We start from the raw sequence: 18,004 nt of genomic DNA on the forward strand, positions 1-18,004 counted from the left end.
GCGCACAGCAGTCACGCGGTTCGGTCGTGATAACGGGCTCTGACCGTGCCTTTTTCGGAGCACAGACCTACGCACCAGTATGAAACAGTCTCTCACTCGCCGGGCGATGTTAGGGGCCCTCGGGACAGCCGTCGCGGCCACAGCCGGCTGTCAGAGTCCTGGGACAGACAGCAACTCCGGCAGTGACAGTGGAAACCAGTCAGGGTCAGCCGACGCAGTCGCACAGTCAGACAGTGTCTACACCGACGTGTACCAAGAGGTCGCCGATGCTGTCGTCTCGATCAGAGTGTACGCCGAGGACTCCCGTGGTGGGCAGGGGAGCGGTTTCCTCGTCGACGACGAACACATCGTCACGAACGAACACGTCGTCGAGGGCGGGGACGAGTACTATGTCCGCTTCGCGGACACCGGCTGGCGCTCCGCCTCCGTCGTCGGTGCAGACGTGTACAGCGACCTAGCGGTCCTTCGTGTCGGCGCGACGCCGGACGTGACACCGCTCTCGTTTGTCGAGACTGAACCCACTGTCGGAACCGAAGTCGTCGCTATCGGGAACCCCTTCGGCCTGTCCGGGTCAGTGTCTGCGGGCATCGTCAGCGGTGTCGACCGCACGCTCCAGAGCGCCAACAACTTCTCTATCGCAGACGCGGTCCAGACCGACGCACCAGTCAACCCGGGCAACAGCGGCGGACCGCTGGTCACGCTTGACGGCGACGTAGTCGGTGTGATCAATTCGGGCGGCGGCGACAACGTCGCATTCGCTATCTCGGCCCCGCTGACCCAGCGTGTCGTCCCGTCGCTCATCCAGAGCGGCAACTACGACCACTCGTATATGGGTGTTGGACTCCGGAGCGTGTCGCCACGACTCGCAGAGGCCAACGACTTAGACCCCGCGTCAGGCGTGTACATCGACAGCATCCTCGACGGCGGTCCGGCAGCGGGCGTTCTGCAGGGAAGTGACGGGGAGACGATGATTTCGGGGACGGCGATTCCCACTGGCGGTGACGTAGTCAGGCAGATGGGCGACACGCCGACGCCGACGCGTCAAGCGCTCGGAAGCTTCCTCGCGCTGGAAACCAGTCCCGGTGAGACAGTCGACGTACTGGTCGAGCGCGACGGGATGCAGGAGACGGTCGAACTCACGCTCGGTTCGCGTCCGGAGCCATGACGAACGTAGCCGGCCGAATCTGATAGCCGCGTTTGATTACTGTGTCTGGAACCCGTCCTGTTCACCACGGCTGCTACCTGCTAGCCCGTAACCGATTGCGGCAGCAAGCGGTAGCGTCACCGGGAGCCCAGCGACAAGCAGGCTGATGCCGAGACTCCCGTCGCCGTACACGTAGAGCGCAACGCCAGCCGCGGTGACCACAACGAAGTCCGCAATGGTCGCCAGCGCGGCAAGTCGAAGGCGGACTGCGCGCTCGGGAACCGCGCCCGCCGCTGCTCGGTCGCGATACCACAGCAAGACGTACCCGGCAAACAATCCGGTCAGGCCGGCCGACAGGCCCACCGGAAGGCCGATGAGCAGTGAGAACTCTATCTGCGGTTCGAAGCCGGCGGTCACTGCGACGGTTGTGACAGCGAACACGAGTGCGCCAAGGAGCAGGGTGACAACGATGCGGACGTGCGTGTTCATACGTCTCAACTGCACGACGGTCTACAAATAGTCCATCGCTGCCGCAGAATGGCGTGTCGAGCGGTGCACAGCGGCCCGTGTTCCCGTCGGTCGGCCTATTCTAGCGGCTCAGCGGCGTCCTGTTCGACCAGCGGGTCGGCGTTGTCGGCCGGCAGCGTCACCACGTCGTCCGTCGAGAGGTCGTACTCGCGCTGGTCGACGCCGAATATCTCGCCGACGTCGTCCGTGATACGGACCGTCCGCCGGTCCACGTCGGCGGCTCCAGCCGTGTTAGAACTGGCCGATGACTGCTGGTCGCCGTCAGCCTGCGGCGGGTCCGGCGCTTGGCTGGCGGGAGACTCGGCGCTCTGGTCGGCTGGTGGTACGGGAACATCGTCACCACCGCTTGACACGTCCACCGGATCGGACTGGCCGCCGACTGTGGGATTGCTGCCAGTGTCCAGCTCGGGCGGTGGCGTTGGTGCATCGGAGTCCGCCGCTGGCGGCGACTGGTCCCCGCCGCTGCCCATCATGTCTGCCGCGTCGACACCCGAGTCCGGCATCGATGTCGGCTCGGGCCCACCGGCTGTCGCGTCGGTTGCTGCTTGATGTTGGTCCGGGTCAGGGGCCTGTCGCTCGCCCGATTTCGGCTCGTCACCGACCGCACCGGTCGGAGCCTCTCCGGCAATTACGTCAAGGACGTGACCCCGGTTGGACTCGATGGCCTCGACCATCGTCTCGAACAGGTCTCGCTCCTCCTGTGTGAGGCCGTCGTCCTCGGTCGGCATGTCCGCCGCGGCCAGCGATGCCATCTTGACGATTTTTCCGACACGCCGTTCGTAGACCGCTTCGACGGTCTGTTCGGCGGTCTTGATGTCGTCGGTCAGACGGTTGACCTCGGGCGAATCGAACGGGTCCTCAGCGCGCTCGGCCGCGCGGTCGCGCTCCGACCGGAGCTGTTGAATGAACTGGCCGGCGTCCTCGTAGAACGTCTCGCGCAGCTGCTGGAGCTGATCTGTCTGGCGTTCTCGCGATTGGACGGACTGGAGCTCGTCTACGTTCATTCCTTCCCCTTCTCGGCACGCCCGCGGGCCATGAGAAACACGCCTACGTGCTCTGGTACAGTCTGATTACCCGCCTCCAGTGTAAAGCTATCGCCATCCAGTTCCACGAGGCCCCCGTCGGTCACCTCGACAGTGATATCGTGGCCCCGGAACGTCTCCGGCACAGGGTCGACAAGCGGGTCGAACGCGTCGATGTCCTCGCGGTCGATGCGCTGGACTTCCAGCCCGCTGCCGCCGTGTAGCGACCCGGGCAGGCGGATGAGCCGGTTCGTGTCCGTCGTTACCGGTTCGTCTATCGGTGCGTTGTCCGCCGCGACAACTTCGTGGAGCAGAATCTTCGCCAGCTGGTAGAACGCCGGATGCACGTCGATGTTCCCGGCTTCCAGTTGCTCGTAGTTCGACCGGGCGGCGTTCAGCGCCGCCGTCGCCTTCCCCTCGCCAATTCTATCGTACTCCTGCAGTCGGTCCAGCGCATCCGATTCCTCCATCGCGAGTAGTTCGTCAACCAAATCGAGCATGTGACGGTGTGCGCGGGCGCTCCAGCCCCCCTCCGTCGAGAGCGTCCGCTTCTGTGCCGGGCTGGACCGGCCGGCCGTCCCGGCGACGGACTCCTCGTCGACGAGTTCGTCGAACTCCAGCCCGATGCCGCGGACGTAGTCGACGACCTCTCGCCGCGCGTCCCGCTCCAGGTGACGGATGCGCTCGTCGCGGACGTGGACGTGGTAGCCGCGACCGCCGGAGAAGACGATAGTAAGATCATCGAAGCCGAAGTCGCCCTCCAGAAAGTCGAGCAGTCGGAGCAGCGCATCCTTACACTTTTCGAGCATCTCGGCGTAGCTGTCCTCCCCTAATACTACCGAGGGGAGGTGGTCGGCGTCGAGGTCGAACACGAGGTCCGAGGAACGCCAGCCCTTGTCCGACATCGTGGAGGCGCTCGGTTCGTCGTAGCGGCCCGCGGAGAAGTAGACGTGGCGAGGCTTCCGACGGCCGAGGAAGTCCTCAATCTCACCGAGGTCCAGCAGCGAGCGGTGGCGAACCATCGTCTCGCCCGGGCCGTCGGTCCACGGAATGAACCCCCATTCGCGCTCGTTCGCGGCCGGTGGCGGCGTTACGGATGCCTGTCGGTAGTGGTCGCCGAATCGGCCACGAAGGTACGCGCGGGTCCGCTCTTCCATCGGCTACCTGCTTGGGGAGGTCCCTTGAAAAGCGTTCGCTTAGCCGCGCAGGAACTTCGACAGTTTGTCCGTAATCGAGTCCTCGCCGAGTTTGAGGTAGTAGGCGTCGCCGCCGTCCTCGTAGTAGTTGTCGATGCGCCGTGTGATCTCGAAGCCGATGTGTTTGTAGAAGCCGAGTGCCTCCCGGTTCGTCGCCCGGGCGTGGCAGGTCACGCTGCCGTAGTCCTCGGCGACGCGGGCGACGAGTCGCTTGCCGAAGCCGTGGCCCCTGTACTCGTCGTCGACTGCGAGAAAGAGAATGTAGCCGTCGCGTCGAACCGCGGCGAAGCCGATGAGGCGGTCTCTGGAGCGGTCGATGTAAAGATAGGTTGTCGACCGTCGGTAGGCGTCGCGAAAGAACCCCCGTCGCTGTCGGAGGACGCCGTCAGCCTCGCGGATGTCCTCCTTGAGCCGCCACGCCGCGTCGACGTGTTCGTCGTCCCCGCGTTCGACGATCTGTGTCTCGATATTGACGCTCACTGCCGTATAAGTAGTAGAGGCGTGGATATAATTCCACCGCCTACAGAGAGGGGTATCTGAACGTCCAGCTTCATCGACCGGACGAACAGGGTTAGGTAGATAGCGCACGAATTCTCAGGTATGGTCACACGGATACCGAGTGTTGTCGGCACCGCCGTGCTCGCGCTCACTCTCCTATCGCGGCCCGCGGCGGCACACGTTGACTACGTGACGGATGGGCCAGGCGAGGCCCTTGATGCGGTGGCGTTTGCGATATCTGTGCTGTCTGATCCGGTGAACGCGGCGGTTTTTGGCGTCTCGGGAGTGGCCGTGACTGTCGGCCTCGCAGCGTATCTCTGGGTCCGTCCGACGATTGCGGACATCGTCATTCTCCGGGACGTACTCGTCGGCTACGCGGACCTCGTCCCGTGGATGCTCCGACTCAGCGTGGGACTGCCACTCGTCGGTGCCGGCTTTCAGGGGTATCTGTTTGCCCCGACAGTGACGTTTGACCCCGCCACGAGCCCGGTTGTCCGAGTCCTGTTCATCGGACTGGGTTTCACGCTCCTGTTCGGACTCGCGACCCGTATCGTCACGACGGTTGGGCTGGTGACCTACGGGTTGGCACTGACCATCGACCCCGGTGTCGTGCTCGCTATGGAGTACGTGCCGGCGTTTCTGGCACTGCTGATTCTGGGCGGCGGTCGCCCGAGCGCTGACCACATGCTCCAGCAGGTCGCTAGCACCGACGGGACCTATTACGGCCGCGTCGACCCGGTTCACCATCTCAAGGGGTTTCTTGACTCGGTAGCGGACCCGTATCGCGAGTACGTCCCGGTCATCGTCCGCGTCGGCATGGGTGTGACGTTCATCTATCTCGGACTGTTCCAGAAGCTCGCCGATCCCGGCCGGGCGCTGCTGGTCGTCGAAAAATACAACCTCACCGCCGTCGTCCCGGTCGACGCCGGGCTGTGGGTACTCGGTGCCGGCCTGACCGAGATGCTGGTCGGTCTGGTGTTGATCGTCGGCTTCATGACTCGCGGGGCCGCGGCCGTCTCCTTTGTCCTGTTTACCACGACGCTGTTCGGGCTACCGGACGACCCGGTACTCGCGCACATCACCCTGTTCGGGATGGCTTCGGCGGTGTTCACGATGGGTGCCGGGCCGCTCTCGTTCGATGACTGGTTCGGTCGGCCGGCACAGAGCGACCGGGAGAGCGTCGTTTCGGCGGACTGAGCAGGCACAGCAGTCCCGCAGGTCAGTTCGCGCCGTCCCACTGGTCCAGCTGGGTCCGGTTCCCGCTTGCGTTGTGGTATATCGTGATCGTGTCACGAGCCCCGACGCGTCGCTCGTAGGCGTTGCCGCTGCTCAACTGCGCGATATCGCCCGGGCCGATCATCGCGTCGGGCTCGCGGTTCGCCACCTGCGCCCAGGTGACCGTCTTGCTCGGCCCTTCGAATTCGACGTTCCCGGCTTCGAACTCGTCGCCGCGTTCGTGTGTGACGATGAGCAGTTCATTGTCCTCGACGTAGTCGTAGCTGAAATTCGCCTGTGGGCCACCACCGTCGTCATCCTCGATGACAAGGACGTTCAGCCCGACGATAGCCGTCACAAGTAGCGTCAGTCCGACGAGTACGGCGACACCAATACCCTCGGTCATCCCGACTGTCTCAGTCTTGAACCGTCCCATAGCCGTCTGTCTCCCCTAATGTGAGACGGCGTTAAATGCTGTTCGGCGGCGAGGGGAAGACACATATCGGTTCAACTCACAGCCACGCGTATGATAGACGAGACTGTCGAAGAGATCTCGGAGATGCAGACCCACAGTTCCTCCGTGGTCGCAGTCAAAGCCGCCCAGGCGCTCCGGGACTTGATCGATAGAGAGTACCCGACGGTCGAGGATTACCTCCGTTCACTCGACCGGAACAGCAGCGCCCTCCGACGAGCGAACCCCTCACACGCCTCCCTCCATACGACCCAGCACCGGATCGTGACAACCGTCTCAAACGCGGAGCCCGACGACGTGGCGGCCGCCAAGGAACTGACTGACGAGGCCATCGACGACGTTGTTGACTCGGTGGAGTCGTCGAAAGACCGCGCCGCTGCACGCGCCGTGTCGGAGTTCGCTGATGATGACGTGCTGTTGACGCATGACTTCTCCTCGACGGTCCTTGCGGCCATCGACGACGCTATCGAAGCCGGACACAGCTTCGACGTGTACGTTACGGAGTCCCGACCGCGCTTCCTCGGCCGAAAGATGACGCGCCACCTCTCCGACCGAGAGAGTGTCGACGTGACGCTCATCGTCGACAGCGCCGCCGGCCACTTCATGTCGGAGGTCGACCGCGTGCTGGTCGGCATGGACTGCATCGTTGACGACACGCTGTACAACCGCATCGGCACCTATCCGATTGTGACGGCGGCAGCAGACAACGACGTTCCGGTAACGGTGGTCGGGGCCGCCGCGAAATACGTCGACGGGGCCTTCGCGTTCGAAAACGAGATTCGGTCGCCGTCGGAAGTACTCCGAGAGCCTGCAGACGGATTCGAGGTCGCAAACCCGGCCTACGACGCCACGCCGACGCACCTGCTGGATACGGTCGTCACCGACGACGGAATCCACGAGTACTGAGGCGGACCGCTGTGCTTCCGGTATCTGGCAAGACAGGTCCGGCAACGGAACGCAGGCTCGAAGGTTCTTATTGCTGGCAATGAACAAACACGTATGGACGACACTGCCCTCCTCTGTCGGACAATCCGTCGGTGTACCGCCATACTCGTTGCCACCCTTGCCGCCGTTGGAGTAAGTCTACAGAGTCCCGGAGAAGCGAGCTACTTGCTCATATTGGCCATCATCGCGGTAGTGTATCTCGTTGCTGAGTTCATCAGAGTGACTCCGACCGCTGAGAACACCGATCGTTCCCCGTCTACAGAGGACGAGAGGTAATCCGTAGTCTACCGCTGTTGGACGACGGCGTCACACTCCGGACATCGGAGCTCCAGACTATTCTCGGTTGCTTCGGCTGTCCAGTCGCCCGTCACTGCGCTCTCGTGGCCGCAGTCGGGGCAGAACAGTGATGTCTTGGACCGCGTCTGTGGTGGCGGGTCTGAATCGACCGCGCTGGTCGTGTAGATTTCGGTGGAGGTCATCAAAGAAAAGAACGGGCTGTACGCTGAAAAATGTGTCGGCAGAATGTTTGATTGTTAACGCATAATGTGGAATTATGAGATTTTTAATTGCTGAAAATGTGCACGTCTGTCCCGTATTTTAGCTCTTACATGTACATTCGGTCATCAGTAAACTGGTCGGAATCGGCGGCCTCCATCCGTTCTGCGAGTGCCTCGTAGTGGGCCTCGATGTTCGCGGCGAAGGCCTCCAGCGGACCGGTGTCAATCTGGATCGCATGGGTCTCTTTCAGCGCGGTAAGCAGTCTGATTGCGGCCGCTGCGTCGGGCGCCTGCGGGTGGGTTGGTGTCGTGAACACGCCGGTCGGAAGCGACTCATCGATGCCTCGCACGACGAGCTCTGCACTCAGTCCGTCGAGGAATCCGTTCCCCATCGGCCTGATGTCGGTCTCGTCGAGATACGACTCCTGATACGCCGGCGTTGCGATGTAGAACGGGACGTGGTCGTCCGGACCGTGCGCGACGGGGGCGCCGGTGAGCATCGTAATGTTCGAAGCGTCCAGTTTTCTCCCAGCGGTCGCGATTGCCTTGGCGAGCGATTCGGCCTGCGCCGGCGGCACGAACCGCTCTCCCACTAGGACGGCAAACGACGCTGCCTCGTCGACGTATAGCCGCGTGTGATGTCTCGGAGTCCCGTTCTCGAAGGGCGTAATGAACGGCGGTTCCTTCGTCCGCAGATGACCGACCTCGTGCATCGAGTCCTGATCGGCGAGATAGTCGACGGCCGTGAGGCCTGCCAGACCATACTCCGAGACGCCGACTGCCAGCGTATCGACCGGTGGCCGGTCGCCTGAGATGACCACCGAAATGTCGTCTGAAGACATATTTTTTCGGACGGGACGCGAGGGCTAAGTAGTTCGGGAGGGGAACCCTTTTCTCGCGGCGGTGTCGATTCCATGTCATGCGTTTTGGCCCTGTCTGGCCGTTGCAGACACCCACTCCGACACCGACCGAAACTGCGACCGAAGTAGCCACCGACATCGGTGGGTTGCTCCCCTTCGAAATTCCGATGTGGGTAGTGAACCTCGGGGAATCGCTAATCGTCATCGCGCTGGCAATCATCGTTTCCAGGGTCCTCGTTCGCCTCCTTGGCCGGCGCGTCGCCCAGCAGTTCCGGCGGCCGAGTCTCACTCGAACAGCCCTGCGCGGCATCCGTGTCGGTGTGTACATTTTCGCATTGCTGACCATTCTGAATATCTACGGCCTGCAACTGGGCGACATCGCCCTCTCCGTCACCGTATTCACGGCCGTGGTGGGTGTCGTCCTGGCACCGATTCTGGGGAGCCTCATCTCCGGAATCTTCCTGTTGGCCGACCAGCCCTACGAGATCGGCGACATGATCGAACTCGTCGACAGCGGCCAGCAGGGGTTCGTCGAGGATATCACGCTCAGACACACGAAGATATTCACGCTCGACAACACGTTTCTCGTCATCCCCAACGGCGAGATGCGACAGCGTGACGTCGTCAACTACTCGGCGGAAGACGCACGGACGCGCCTCTCCCTCGATGTGTTGGTCACCTACGAGAGTGATATCGCTGTCGCGCGGACCCTCATCGAAGCGGCGGCCCGAGAAGTGGACAACGTCATCTCCGGCGGGCCGAACATCCGCGTCGGCGCGGCCCGGTATCCCGCCTCGCCGACAGTGTACATCAACGATTTCGCCGACCACGGCGTATTGCTGACACTCCGGTACTGGGTGACCGAACCGTACAAGCTGCTCGCTGCACGCTCGAAGGTCCAGACGAACGTCTGGCGGCGGCTCGAGGACGCAAACGTCGAAATCGCCTATCCGCATTCGCACCTGTACTTCGACGAGACCAGCGGGGAGATGAACGTCTCACTCAACAACGGGCTTGGTGGCCTAGACGGTATTGACCGGACCCACACGGCCACTGGTGACTCGCCCGTTCCACCTCATCAGGACCCTGATGAACTCGCCGACGAGTGACGGCTAGACTGTGAGTTTGGCTCGACGGTAACGATTTCGCAGTCGAGTTCCTCGCGGAGGAACTGTTCGACGTCGGGGTCGTCGACCAACCGCCGGATCATCTGTCGCCAGCGACTCGCCTGTTTGCTCCCGATGACGACGATGTCTGCGTTCTGTGCGGCGACCTCGTCGAGAATCGTTTCTTCGACGAGCATCCCCGACCGGACGACGTATCGCGTTCGCGGGACGTGGCCAAAGGACTGCTCGACGGCACGTTTGAGTTCTGTCCGGTCGACACGGTGGCTGTTCTGGTATAGGTTCACGTGCAGGACGGTGAGGTCCGCGTCTTCCTCGTCGGCGATCTGAATGGCTTCCGCGAGCGTGGCTCGGGAGTTCTCAGAGAGCGGGTATCTGACCGGGACGACGACCTGTGGCATCGGCAGAACGTACCGTGCCGAGGTTTAAATCGCTAGCGACGAGTGAGTCGCCCGTCGACCGCCGGGGCGATGTCCGTCTCACGGGCGTAGTCGGCCAGCGCTTCGTACTGTACGTCGGCGACGCTGACCCGGTGGGACTCGGTGAGGACCGGAAACTCCAGCTCGGTGTAGTAGAGGTAGTTGCTCGTCGCGAGCGTGTACGTCTCGGTGTCGCTGACCGGTCGCCCATCGACCTGCAGTCGCTCGATGGTCTGTGTGTCATCGTTCCAGACCAGTTCGACGCCGCTGAGGTGGGCGTGCCACCAGTCCGGGTCGCCGAACGCGACCTGTTGCCCGTTCCCCTGTCGACACAGCGTCCGGAGTTCCGCACCCGTCAGTTCGGCGACGGTCAGCGGCTCCTCGAACGGAACGACAGAAATCATATCGGCGACCGTCAGCGCTCCATCGAGCGGAACCGTGTCGTTCCGGAGACCACCGCTGTTCTGGAGGGCCACATCTGCGCCCGTCGCCCATCGGTACGCGTCGGCGACGAGGTTGCCGAGCCGACACTCGCCGCCGTAAGTCGTCGCCTGCCGTCGGTCGATAGGGTCGTCGACATGCCCGACAACTTCGTCCAGTCCAGCCGCCGAAAGTCTGTCCTCGATGGCCGCCGCGAGCCGGTCGTCGACAGGGCCGTCGGCCGTCTCACGGAACTGCGCAGTCGGTTCCGGCCCGGCGAGGTCGACATCGACGACGGCCCGGCCGTTAGCCCCGGGTCTGGTGAGCAACGTCCCGGCGACGCGGTCGATACGGCGCTCGTGGACGTGCCCGCCGAGGATGATATCTACATCGCAGGCGCGGGCCAGTTTCGCATCAGTCCGCCCCAGATGTGAGAGCACGACCACGACGTCTGCCCCGTCGGTCCGAAGCGCTGTGGCCGCTTCGCTGACGGCCTCGACAGGGTCAGTGAACGTCAGCGTCGTCGCCTGTGGATTGGCCGAGGCCGTGTCCGGGCTGGTGACGCCAACGAAGCCGACCTGCACTCCGTCGACAGTCCGGCTCGCCCACGGCTGGGTCAATCGTCGGGCGAACCGCTCGCCGTCCTGTTCGACGTTTGCTGTCAGCCAGGTCTGTGGCGACCGTGCGATAATCTCTTGCGCCGCATCGAGTCCGTGGTCGAAATCGTGGTTGCCCAGCGTCTCGAACGCGGGCGTCAGCGCAGTGAAGAGGTCCAGCGACTGCTCGCCGTCGGTGACTAACGACAGCACCCCCGGACCAGTGTTGTCCCCGGTTCCGACCACCAGCGTATCCGAGCCATCAGCAGCGGCCACTGTCCCCGCGAATCGACCGATTCGCTCGGGTGTATCGTACGCTTTCTCCACGTCTGAGTAGTGAATTAGCCGGGGACTCACACCACGAGTGCAGGCGAACCAGCAACTAATGGTTTCCGCAGTGATTTAGCCACTGGCCCGTCATGACTACCTATGGACGCACTCGACGGTCCCGACGGGGAAACGCTGTACGTCGACCGCAGCGACGGCGACATCGGCACGAAAGGCGCGTTTTACGTCGTCTACCGCGACGCCGATCGCGAGCGTCGCTGGGGGTACTTCTGTAGCAACTGCGAGACGTTCAACAACGCGATGGACTCGATGGGGCGCATCCGCTGTAACGACTGTTCGAACCTCCGCAAAGCCGAGGAGTGGGACGCCGCCCACGAGTGACGGCGGGTCCAGGCGACCGGACTGTGTTGCTACCTAACCGCCTCAGTGTGTCGGATGGAACGCTGGGAGGGGCCTCCCCCAACACTGGCCGCTCGCTCAGTTCAGCCGCCGTATTGCCCGACTAACTGTCAGCTACATGGATAGTGGGAACGTTTATGAGATAGCCAGTGGTACTGGTTCTCAGATGGGGGCCGTTACCACATCACTCGACGAGCAGGCCCGGTCGATATTCGACGAACTCGGATACACCGTGTCGCGCACTGGCACAGAACTGCAAGCGGAGCGCGGCTGGCGCGTCGTCACTGTCTCAGCGCTCGGCTCGCAGGACCCGATACCAGAGAGCGGCGATCTGCGATGTTTCGTCACACGCACTGGCGAGGCAACACACCTCAGTCGCCGTCTCAATCGGCTCGACGTATCATATGACTGGGCTGTCATCGAGATTACCGAAGACGGCGACTACGAGGTAATCCGTCACCCCGGCGACACAGCCACCTCGACCGACGCCAACACTTAGGAGCCTCTCCGTTCACCATCCGGCGTGCAAGTCGGTGTCATCAATCGAGCGCTCGAACAGCTAGTCACGAACGTCGTTGACGCGCTCCCGCGCCTGATAACGGGGTTCATCTTTCTCGCAGTCGCTGCAGTAGGCATCAAGGCGATCATGTTTGTCGTCAGGACCGTGCTGGAGCGGTCGCTACCCGGCGAATCACCCGTCTATCGGCAGTTTCTTGCGGTCATCGTGCTCGTGTTCTTGTGGTTCGGCGTGGCGCTTTCGTTCCTCTCTATTGTCGGGCTGACCGCCATCGCCGCGTCGCTGGGGACCGCAACAGGGTTTCTCGCGCTGGGCGTCTCCTACGCCCTCTCGGAGATGATCAAGGACGCTGTTGCCGGCGTCTACCTCCTCCGGGACCCCGACTTCAATCCCGGTGACACCGTCAAGGCCGGCGACACCACCGGCGAAGTGGTCGCCATCGAACTCCGGAAGACGCGGTTCCGGGTAGACGGCGACACCGTCGTCAGGGCCAACGCGGCCATCGAGGAACGCTGGACCAAAGTCGGGTCCGACCCCTGAGCGTGCCGGAAACCCGCGCTACCAGTTCACACGAGGTGTTTAAGACTCTCGCCGCCCAACTGAACGTATGTTTGTCGGACACGCGCTGTTCGCGTTCGCCCTCGGAGCCCTCGCCGCCCGGTGGCTGGGGCTCTCCCGCGAGCGGGCGGTCCAGCTCGGCGTCGTCGCCGGCCTGTTCGCCGCTGTGCCCGACGTGGACATCGTCTACGCGCCGTTCGGCCTGCTTGTCGGGGCCGCCGAGAACCTGACGGCCGACAGTTTCTGGGAGACTGCCAACGTCGTCCACCGCGGCCCGACGCACTCGCTCGTGCTGGGGGCCATACTCGCTGCCGCGGCCGGCCTCTGGGCGACCGACTCGCGGCCCGCCCGAACCGGCGCGCTGTCTATCGGCGTCGCGCTGACGGCGCTCACGGGCGCACTCAGCGGACCCGTCGCGGCACTCGTGATGCTCGTCTTCGGCTTAGCTGTGCTCGGCGTCGCCACAGTGGCACAGTCCCGTGATATCAGCCCCCGGACGGTGACCGGGCTGGCGCTACTGGGCCTGCTTACCCACCCGTTTGGCGACCTCTTCACCGGCGGCCCGCCCCCGTTCTTTTACCCCTTCGACGTGACCCTCGTCGCCGAGCGGGTACTACTCCACCCAGACCCGACAACGCACCTCTTGGCGGCGTTCACTATCGAGCTTGCGACGGTCTGGCTCGCCGTGTGGACGTACGTCCACCTCCGCGGAGATTCGCTGACCGAACTCGTCCGTCCCCGGGCAGCGCTGGGAATCGGGTACGCGGCGGCCGTCCTGTTCCTGCCCGCGCCGACGCTCGAACGGTCGGCGCACTTCGTGTTCAGCGTCCTCGCACTGGGCGTCGTCGGCGCGCCGACTCGGCCCTTCAGTGACGGTGTCGACTGGCTGGAGACGGTTGTGACGGGGCTGGCAGCAGTGACTATCGCTGCGCTCGCGTATGCCATGGCGTATGGGGCTATCTGAACAGCCCACGCCACCGGTATCGGTCGATAGGGTTTTTCCAGTCGCGACTCACCAGACAGTATGAGCCGAGACGTAGCGCGGTTGCTCCGGGACAAGCGCGTCAACGCGCTCGCCGCGTGGTGTATCGTCGCTATGCTCGCAGCCGTTTCCGTGACAAGTGCCGTTCAGGCCGACCTGCTGTGGGCCGGATTCGCCGCCGCCGTCGCGGCGCTGGCGCTATTGCCGCCGATTCTACTGCGTAACCGGGATGCTATGCTTCCCTGGGAAATCCTCTTGTTGGCGGCGCTGCCCGTCGTCGGTCGGCTGTTTGCGACGCTCTCGATGACGGGCAATCTCGCGACCTACCTCTCGGTTGCCGCCATTGCGCTCATCCTCGCTGTCGAACTCCAGCTCTTTACCCCCGTCCGGATGACGCCCCGCTTCGCCGTCGTCTTCGTCGCCATCACCACGATGGCGGCCGCCGGCGTCTGGGCGGTGGCCCGCTGGACGGCCGACCAACTGCTCGGGACGACTTTCATCCTCGATCCGACGGTGTCCGAACACGTCATCGAGGAAGCGCTGATGTGGGAATTCGTCGCGTCGACTATCGCCGGCATCGGTGCCGGCGTGGTGTTCGCGTACTACGTCCGCCGGCAGGCCGGGACCAATCGCGTCCCCGAGGAGGTGCAGCCGGACGTATGAAGGTCCGCGACCGCCTCCGTATCAGTACGGCGACCCAGCAGCTACTCTCGCGGACCCTCTCGGTCGCGCTCATCGCCCTTCTCGGGGTCGGCATCGAGCGGGGCAACGTCGGCATCATCGTCAATTCGGCTGTCGCCATTCTCGTCACGCAACTCCCGGCGCTGCTGGAACGGGACTACGACATCGTCCTTGACCCCGCGCTGACGCTGTGGATTACGTCAGCGGCATTCTTTCACGCACTCGGGACTGTTGGGTTGCCCGGAGCCGATGCAAACTTCTACGTCACCATCTGGTGGTGGGACCATTTCACCCACGCCCTCTCGTCGTCGGTCGTCGCCGCCGTCGGGTACACGACGGTTCGCGCGCTCGACGAACACACCGACGAGATCTCGATCCCCTCGCGGTTCATGTTCGTGTTCCTCCTCCTGTTCGTGATGGCCTTCGGCGTGTTCTGGGAGGTCATCGAGTTCTCTATTACCCTAGCCGCGTCGGCAACCGGGAACGACACGATTCTGACACAGTTCGGACTCAGCGACACGATGCTCGACCTCGTGTTCGACGCTATCGGTGCCATCGTCGTGGCTATCTGGGGGACCGCACACCTCACTGACGTGGTCGGGCACGTCGAGGCACTGTTGAACCGGCAGTCTCGGTGACCTGTCCGTACTTTTATGACATATCTGTGTGAACAAATATCACGCAGATGGTTTTCAAAAAGATCACACTCATCGGGACCAGTTCGGAAAGCTTCGACAAAGCCGCTGACGACGCCATCGAACGCGCGGAGGCGACACTGGACAACCTCAAATGGGTCGAAGTGGAGGAACTCGGCGTCGAAATTGCCAGCGTCGAAGGCCGCGAGTACCAGGCCGAGGTCGTCGTGGCGTTCGAACTCGAAGAGTAGCTACGTCCGGAAAGACTCGCCACAGCCGCACTCGCTGACCACGTTCGGGTTCTGGACGTGGAACCCGGCCCCCTGCAGGCCGCCCTCGTAGTCCAGTACCGACCCCTCGATGTAGTCGATGCTCGCGTCGTCGACGAATACGCGGAGCCCGTTGCGCTCGAACACTTCGTCGTCTTCTTCGGGTGCATGTTCGAATCGCATCCCATATGAGAGTCCGGCACAACCGCCCTGCTGAACGTACAGGCGAAGCCCGGATTCTTCCACGTCCATGCCCTCACTTTCGAGGAGGTCCAGTGCCTCACCCGCTGCCTGCTCGGTGACGGCTACGTCCTCGCCCCCGAGGTTCGGGTCGCCATCGTCCGCTGTGCTGCTCATGCACATATGTGGACGCCCGAACGTGTTAACAGTGACGCCGGCGGCGAGGGCAAGCCGGTCAGTTAACCTCGCTGTACAGCGTGACGATGTCGTCGTATTCGAGCTTCCCGTTCTCGTTGAAGTCGTAGGCTGCCTTGTTGAGCGCGACGCTGTCGTCAGCGAAGCTGTCGAACAGCGCTTGGATGTCGTCGTAGTCGACGCGCCCGTTGCCATTAACATCCTCGAACAGCCCGTCACCGTCGGGGTCAGTTGGTTCGTCACTCCCAGTGACTGGCGGCGGACCGACGATGACGACACCTATCTCGGTGTTCGGTTCGAGTGCATCGCCGCTCTCGTCGTCTAGCTTTTCGACTGACAGCTCGATATCGGTCGTCCCGGCGCTCTTGCCGCGGATATCGAGCGTGGCGAGCGGCGTATCAGTGCCACCGACAACCGACTGGACGTTCTTTTCGACATCGGCAAAGCGGACCGTGGCGGACGCCCCATCGCTGGCGATATCCGTCTCGGAGATACTGAGGGGCTCGGTGACAGTCACACCGGTGATTGTCGCGACCTCAGGGTTAGAGATAGAAGCAGTTATTGTCCCGCCCGAGAGGCCTGTCTCCAGCCAGCGGCCAGTCAGTTCGGCTGTCCCGTTTTTACCGTTCCCGACGGCGACAGAGTCAGCGAGGACCAGCGGCTTCTCGTCGGGAATTCCGGGCTGGCCCGCCCTGAGTTCGACCGTCGCGTCCGTGCGCATCGGTGCGCCGGGTTCGTCGACGTAGTCTAACACTCGGAACTCTGTCGTCCAACTGTCGGGCGTGACCGTACAGCGGACGTAGCCGCGCTGGTTGTTGTAGTACTCGACGTTGTCGTTCTCTGTGACGACGTAGCGACCGAAGTCATCTATGTCAGTGCCGTTCCCGCCCGACGTGATAGAGGTCCCAACGAACTCCGCGCCGACCGGTTTGCTAGAGCCGTCTTTCGCACTAATAAGATTATTCGCCCAGTGAGAGTGGAAGTCACCGGTGATAACGACGGGGTTGTTGGCGTCCTCCTCGAACGCGGTTTTGACCAAGTTCTGTTCGGGCACGTAACCGTCCCACTGCTCCGTTCGGAACCCTTCCTCCGAGCCCTGCTTGAAGTCCATTTTCGCGAAGGGGAGCTGATTTGCCAGTACGTTCCACGTCGTCTCGGTGGTCGAAAGGTTGTCCAGTAGCCACTCTTCTTGGGCGTCCCCGAGGATGGTCCGGTCTTCTTCGAAGCGTTCCGCGCAGTCAACCTTGTTGAACACGTCGTCGCAGGCTTGATCGGACCGATAGAGCCGCGTATCGAGAACGTTGAAATCGAGCAGGTCGCCGAACTCGTAGTATCTGTAGAGCTTCTGGCTGGCGTCCTCGGGCTTTTGTGCCATCCGGAACGGCATGTGCTCGTAATACGCTTTCAGCGCCGCCGCGCGGCGTTCGATAAACGCCTCGGCGGACTGTTTGTCAGGGTCCTGTGGAACGTCGCCTGCCCAGTTGTTGTCGACTTCATGATCGTCACGAGTAACGAGCCACGGGGCGCTAGCGTGAGCGGCCTGCAGATCCGGGTCCGATTTGTAGAGGCCATAGCGGAGGCGATAGGTGTCGAGGTCTGTCGTCTCCTTCTTATACGCCTGCGGGAGCGACTTTTTCCGGGGCGAATCCGAGACGTCGATACCGTATTCGTAGATGTAGTCGCCGAGATGAACGATGAGATCGAGTTCATCCCTGGCCATCTGCCTGAACGCCGTGTAGTAGCCGTCGACCCAGCGGTTACAGGAGGCGAAGCCAAACCGGAACTCCTCGACAGACGCGCCGGCGGGCGGCGCGGTCTTTGTCCGGCCGACCGGACTTGTCTCGCCGCGGCACTCGAACTGGTAGTAGTACTCGGTGTCGGGGTCAAGCCCATCAGCGTCGACGTGGACGGTGTGCGCGTGGTCCGGGCCAGCAGTCGCGGTCCCGCTGTTGACCACGTCGCTCATCCCTTCATCGGTGGCAACCGTCCACTGGATGTCGAACGGCTCGGCTGGCATCGCACCGTCCGCTTTGAGCGGGTTCGGGGCGAGCCGTGTCCAGATGATGACGGAGTCGGGAAGCGGGTCGCCCGATGCGACCCCCAGTGTATAGGGGTCCGACTCGAAGTTCCCGTCGTCGTTCACCATCGCACTGGCGCTTGCAGACATACCAAGCACCGCCGCCAGCGATACGCCACCAGTCCGTTGCATGAACGTTCGCCGGTTCTGTGCTGTTGTATCTATTTCCGGGAGGTCCGTGGGCCTCATGTGTGTCCACTACCCCAGACGCTGATTAACAGTTTATATTATTGATATGTCTAGATTATGTCTATTACGACCACGTACGGTATCGGAACTTTGCGAAC

Annotated in this window: 23 protein-coding genes; 12 read left to right on the top strand and 11 right to left on the bottom strand. The window is 62.9% G+C overall.

The features are described from left to right. Positions 1 to 79: 79 nt before the first annotated feature. Entirely contained in the window at positions 80 to 1,165 is a 1,086-nt protein-coding gene (locus tag C437_RS08800; protein WP_004516588.1) for a S1C family serine protease, read from the top strand. A 36-nt stretch (positions 1,166 to 1,201) separates the two neighbouring features. On the opposite strand, the gene C437_RS08805 is transcribed toward C437_RS08800, so the two are convergent. The 4 genes from C437_RS08805 to C437_RS08820 form a co-directional block, all read right to left on the bottom strand. Continuing rightward, positions 1,202 to 1,633, bottom strand: a complete 432-nt coding sequence (locus C437_RS08805) for a hypothetical protein (protein WP_004516589.1) — start codon at positions 1,631 to 1,633, stop codon at positions 1,202 to 1,204. Between the two features lie 95 nt (positions 1,634 to 1,728). Further along, entirely contained in the window at positions 1,729 to 2,676 is a 948-nt protein-coding gene (locus C437_RS08810; protein WP_004516590.1) for a hypothetical protein, read from the bottom strand. After that, the gene (priS, locus tag C437_RS08815) at positions 2,673 to 3,851 is read right to left on the bottom strand and encodes a DNA primase small subunit PriS (RefSeq protein ID WP_004516591.1); all 1,179 of its coding nucleotides are present in this window, start codon (positions 3,849 to 3,851) and stop codon (positions 2,673 to 2,675) included. Before priS ends, C437_RS08810 begins: the two co-directional genes overlap by 4 nt. A gap of 39 nt (positions 3,852 to 3,890) precedes the next feature. Next, the gene (locus C437_RS08820) at positions 3,891 to 4,370 is read right to left on the bottom strand and encodes a GNAT family N-acetyltransferase (protein ID WP_004516592.1); all 480 of its coding nucleotides are present in this window, start codon (positions 4,368 to 4,370) and stop codon (positions 3,891 to 3,893) included. 120 nt (positions 4,371 to 4,490) lie between these two features. Between C437_RS08820 and C437_RS08825 the strand changes: the two genes are divergently transcribed. Beyond that, positions 4,491 to 5,585 carry a DoxX family protein gene (locus C437_RS08825; protein ID WP_004516593.1) on the top strand — a complete coding sequence of 365 codons (1,095 nt, stop codon included), beginning with the start codon at positions 4,491 to 4,493 and terminating at the stop codon, positions 5,583 to 5,585. A gap of 22 nt (positions 5,586 to 5,607) precedes the next feature. Here the strand turns inward: C437_RS08825 and C437_RS08830 are convergent, their stop codons facing one another. Further along, complete coding sequence (locus tag C437_RS08830) at positions 5,608 to 6,039, bottom strand: type IV pilin (protein ID WP_004516594.1); 432 nt, start codon at positions 6,037 to 6,039, stop codon at positions 5,608 to 5,610. A 90-nt stretch (positions 6,040 to 6,129) separates the two neighbouring features. Here C437_RS08830 and C437_RS08835 point away from each other — a divergent pair, with 90 nt between their 5' ends. Continuing rightward, positions 6,130 to 6,981 (top strand): translation initiation factor eIF-2B, encoded by an 852-nt coding sequence (locus C437_RS08835; protein WP_004516595.1) that lies wholly within the window; start codon positions 6,130 to 6,132, stop codon positions 6,979 to 6,981. A 93-nt stretch (positions 6,982 to 7,074) separates the two neighbouring features. Continuing rightward, positions 7,075 to 7,296 carry a hypothetical protein gene (locus C437_RS08840; protein ID WP_004516596.1) on the top strand — a complete coding sequence of 74 codons (222 nt, stop codon included), beginning with the start codon at positions 7,075 to 7,077 and terminating at the stop codon, positions 7,294 to 7,296. 8 nt (positions 7,297 to 7,304) lie between these two features. Here the strand turns inward: C437_RS08840 and C437_RS08845 are convergent, their stop codons facing one another. Both C437_RS08845 and C437_RS08850 read right to left on the bottom strand, forming a co-directional pair. Beyond that, a complete protein-coding gene (locus C437_RS08845) occupies positions 7,305 to 7,499 on the bottom strand; it encodes a hypothetical protein (RefSeq protein ID WP_004516597.1) in 195 nt (64 codons plus the stop codon). Positions 7,500 to 7,624: 125 nt separating this feature from the next. Continuing rightward, entirely contained in the window at positions 7,625 to 8,359 is a 735-nt protein-coding gene (locus C437_RS08850) for a proteasome assembly chaperone family protein (protein WP_004516598.1), read from the bottom strand. Between the two features lie 77 nt (positions 8,360 to 8,436). Between C437_RS08850 and C437_RS08855 the strand changes: the two genes are divergently transcribed. Continuing rightward, entirely contained in the window at positions 8,437 to 9,486 is a 1,050-nt protein-coding gene (locus C437_RS08855; RefSeq protein ID WP_004516599.1) for a mechanosensitive ion channel family protein, read from the top strand. Here the strand turns inward: C437_RS08855 and C437_RS08860 are convergent. Both C437_RS08860 and C437_RS08865 read right to left on the bottom strand, forming a co-directional pair. Beyond that, on the bottom strand, positions 9,456 to 9,902 hold the full coding sequence (locus C437_RS08860) for a universal stress protein (RefSeq protein ID WP_004516600.1): 447 nt from the start codon (positions 9,900 to 9,902) through the stop codon (positions 9,456 to 9,458). The genes C437_RS08855 and C437_RS08860 overlap by 31 nt on opposite strands. 32 nt (positions 9,903 to 9,934) lie before the next feature. Continuing rightward, on the bottom strand, positions 9,935 to 11,293 hold the full coding sequence (locus C437_RS08865; protein WP_049919704.1) for a bifunctional metallophosphatase/5'-nucleotidase: 1,359 nt from the start codon (positions 11,291 to 11,293) through the stop codon (positions 9,935 to 9,937). Between the two features lie 72 nt (positions 11,294 to 11,365). On the opposite strand from C437_RS08865, the gene C437_RS08870 reads away from it, so the two are divergent. The 7 genes from C437_RS08870 (at position 11,366) to C437_RS08900 (ending at position 15,247) form a co-directional block, all read left to right on the top strand. After that, complete coding sequence (locus C437_RS08870; RefSeq protein ID WP_004516602.1) at positions 11,366 to 11,605, top strand: DUF5816 domain-containing protein; 240 nt, start codon at positions 11,366 to 11,368, stop codon at positions 11,603 to 11,605. A gap of 184 nt (positions 11,606 to 11,789) precedes the next feature. Further along, the gene (locus C437_RS08875; protein ID WP_004516603.1) at positions 11,790 to 12,122 is read left to right on the top strand and encodes a DUF7116 family protein; all 333 of its coding nucleotides are present in this window, start codon (positions 11,790 to 11,792) and stop codon (positions 12,120 to 12,122) included. Positions 12,123 to 12,146: 24 nt separating this feature from the next. After that, the gene (locus C437_RS08880) at positions 12,147 to 12,680 is read left to right on the top strand and encodes a mechanosensitive ion channel domain-containing protein (RefSeq protein WP_004516604.1); all 534 of its coding nucleotides are present in this window, start codon (positions 12,147 to 12,149) and stop codon (positions 12,678 to 12,680) included. 67 nt (positions 12,681 to 12,747) lie between these two features. Then, the gene (locus tag C437_RS08885; protein WP_004516605.1) at positions 12,748 to 13,662 is read left to right on the top strand and encodes a metal-dependent hydrolase; all 915 of its coding nucleotides are present in this window, start codon (positions 12,748 to 12,750) and stop codon (positions 13,660 to 13,662) included. Between the two features lie 60 nt (positions 13,663 to 13,722). Continuing rightward, a complete protein-coding gene (locus C437_RS08890) occupies positions 13,723 to 14,343 on the top strand; it encodes a hypothetical protein (protein WP_004516606.1) in 621 nt (206 codons plus the stop codon). Beyond that, positions 14,340 to 14,999: a hypothetical protein gene (locus tag C437_RS08895; protein ID WP_004516607.1), complete on the top strand. Its 660-nt coding sequence runs from the start codon at positions 14,340 to 14,342 to the stop codon at positions 14,997 to 14,999. The genes C437_RS08890 and C437_RS08895 overlap by 4 nt, the downstream gene beginning before the upstream one ends. A gap of 47 nt (positions 15,000 to 15,046) precedes the next feature. Further along, entirely contained in the window at positions 15,047 to 15,247 is a 201-nt protein-coding gene (locus C437_RS08900) for a dodecin (RefSeq protein ID WP_004516608.1), read from the top strand. Here C437_RS08900 and C437_RS08905 read toward each other — a convergent pair whose 3' ends face one another. Continuing rightward, positions 15,248 to 15,622, bottom strand: a complete 375-nt coding sequence (locus tag C437_RS08905) for a HesB/IscA family protein (RefSeq protein ID WP_004516609.1) — start codon at positions 15,620 to 15,622, stop codon at positions 15,248 to 15,250. 58 nt (positions 15,623 to 15,680) lie between these two features. Beyond that, positions 15,681 to 17,906: an alkaline phosphatase D family protein gene (locus tag C437_RS08910; RefSeq protein WP_241431654.1), complete on the bottom strand. Its 2,226-nt coding sequence runs from the start codon at positions 17,904 to 17,906 to the stop codon at positions 15,681 to 15,683. Positions 17,907 to 18,004: the final 98 nt, after the last annotated feature.

It is taken from the genome of Haloarcula vallismortis ATCC 29715, assembly GCF_000337775.1.
Classification (GTDB): Archaea; Halobacteriota; Halobacteria; order Halobacteriales; family Haloarculaceae; genus Haloarcula; species Haloarcula vallismortis.

What these genes read in the sequence shown, in the direction of transcription:
- C437_RS08800 (WP_004516588.1), top strand. Translation starts at nt 80, where the DNA reads ATGAAACAGTCTCTCACTCGCCGGGCGATGTTAGGGGCCCTCGGGACA.
- C437_RS08805 (WP_004516589.1), bottom strand. Translation starts at nt 1,633, where the DNA reads ATGAACACGCACGTCCGCATCGTTGTCACCCTGCTCCTTGGCGCACTC.
- C437_RS08810 (WP_004516590.1), bottom strand. Translation starts at nt 2,676, where the DNA reads ATGAACGTAGACGAGCTCCAGTCCGTCCAATCGCGAGAACGCCAGACA.
- priS (WP_004516591.1), bottom strand. Translation starts at nt 3,851, where the DNA reads ATGGAAGAGCGGACCCGCGCGTACCTTCGTGGCCGATTCGGCGACCAC.
- C437_RS08825 (WP_004516593.1), top strand. Translation starts at nt 4,491, where the DNA reads ATGGTCACACGGATACCGAGTGTTGTCGGCACCGCCGTGCTCGCGCTC.
- C437_RS08830 (WP_004516594.1), bottom strand. Translation starts at nt 6,039, where the DNA reads ATGGGACGGTTCAAGACTGAGACAGTCGGGATGACCGAGGGTATTGGT.
- C437_RS08835 (WP_004516595.1), top strand. Translation starts at nt 6,130, where the DNA reads ATGATAGACGAGACTGTCGAAGAGATCTCGGAGATGCAGACCCACAGT.
- C437_RS08840 (WP_004516596.1), top strand. Translation starts at nt 7,075, where the DNA reads ATGGACGACACTGCCCTCCTCTGTCGGACAATCCGTCGGTGTACCGCC.
- C437_RS08845 (WP_004516597.1), bottom strand. Translation starts at nt 7,499, where the DNA reads ATGACCTCCACCGAAATCTACACGACCAGCGCGGTCGATTCAGACCCG.
- C437_RS08850 (WP_004516598.1), bottom strand. Translation starts at nt 8,359, where the DNA reads ATGTCTTCAGACGACATTTCGGTGGTCATCTCAGGCGACCGGCCACCG.
- C437_RS08855 (WP_004516599.1), top strand. Translation starts at nt 8,437, where the DNA reads ATGCGTTTTGGCCCTGTCTGGCCGTTGCAGACACCCACTCCGACACCG.
- C437_RS08860 (WP_004516600.1), bottom strand. Translation starts at nt 9,902, where the DNA reads ATGCCACAGGTCGTCGTCCCGGTCAGATACCCGCTCTCTGAGAACTCC.
- C437_RS08870 (WP_004516602.1), top strand. Translation starts at nt 11,366, where the DNA reads ATGGACGCACTCGACGGTCCCGACGGGGAAACGCTGTACGTCGACCGC.
- C437_RS08875 (WP_004516603.1), top strand. Translation starts at nt 11,790, where the DNA reads ATGGGGGCCGTTACCACATCACTCGACGAGCAGGCCCGGTCGATATTC.
- C437_RS08885 (WP_004516605.1), top strand. Translation starts at nt 12,748, where the DNA reads ATGTTTGTCGGACACGCGCTGTTCGCGTTCGCCCTCGGAGCCCTCGCC.
- C437_RS08890 (WP_004516606.1), top strand. Translation starts at nt 13,723, where the DNA reads ATGAGCCGAGACGTAGCGCGGTTGCTCCGGGACAAGCGCGTCAACGCG.
- C437_RS08895 (WP_004516607.1), top strand. Translation starts at nt 14,340, where the DNA reads ATGAAGGTCCGCGACCGCCTCCGTATCAGTACGGCGACCCAGCAGCTA.
- C437_RS08900 (WP_004516608.1), top strand. Translation starts at nt 15,047, where the DNA reads ATGGTTTTCAAAAAGATCACACTCATCGGGACCAGTTCGGAAAGCTTC.
- C437_RS08905 (WP_004516609.1), bottom strand. Translation starts at nt 15,622, where the DNA reads ATGAGCAGCACAGCGGACGATGGCGACCCGAACCTCGGGGGCGAGGAC.
- C437_RS08910 (WP_241431654.1), bottom strand. Translation starts at nt 17,906, where the DNA reads ATGAGGCCCACGGACCTCCCGGAAATAGATACAACAGCACAGAACCGG.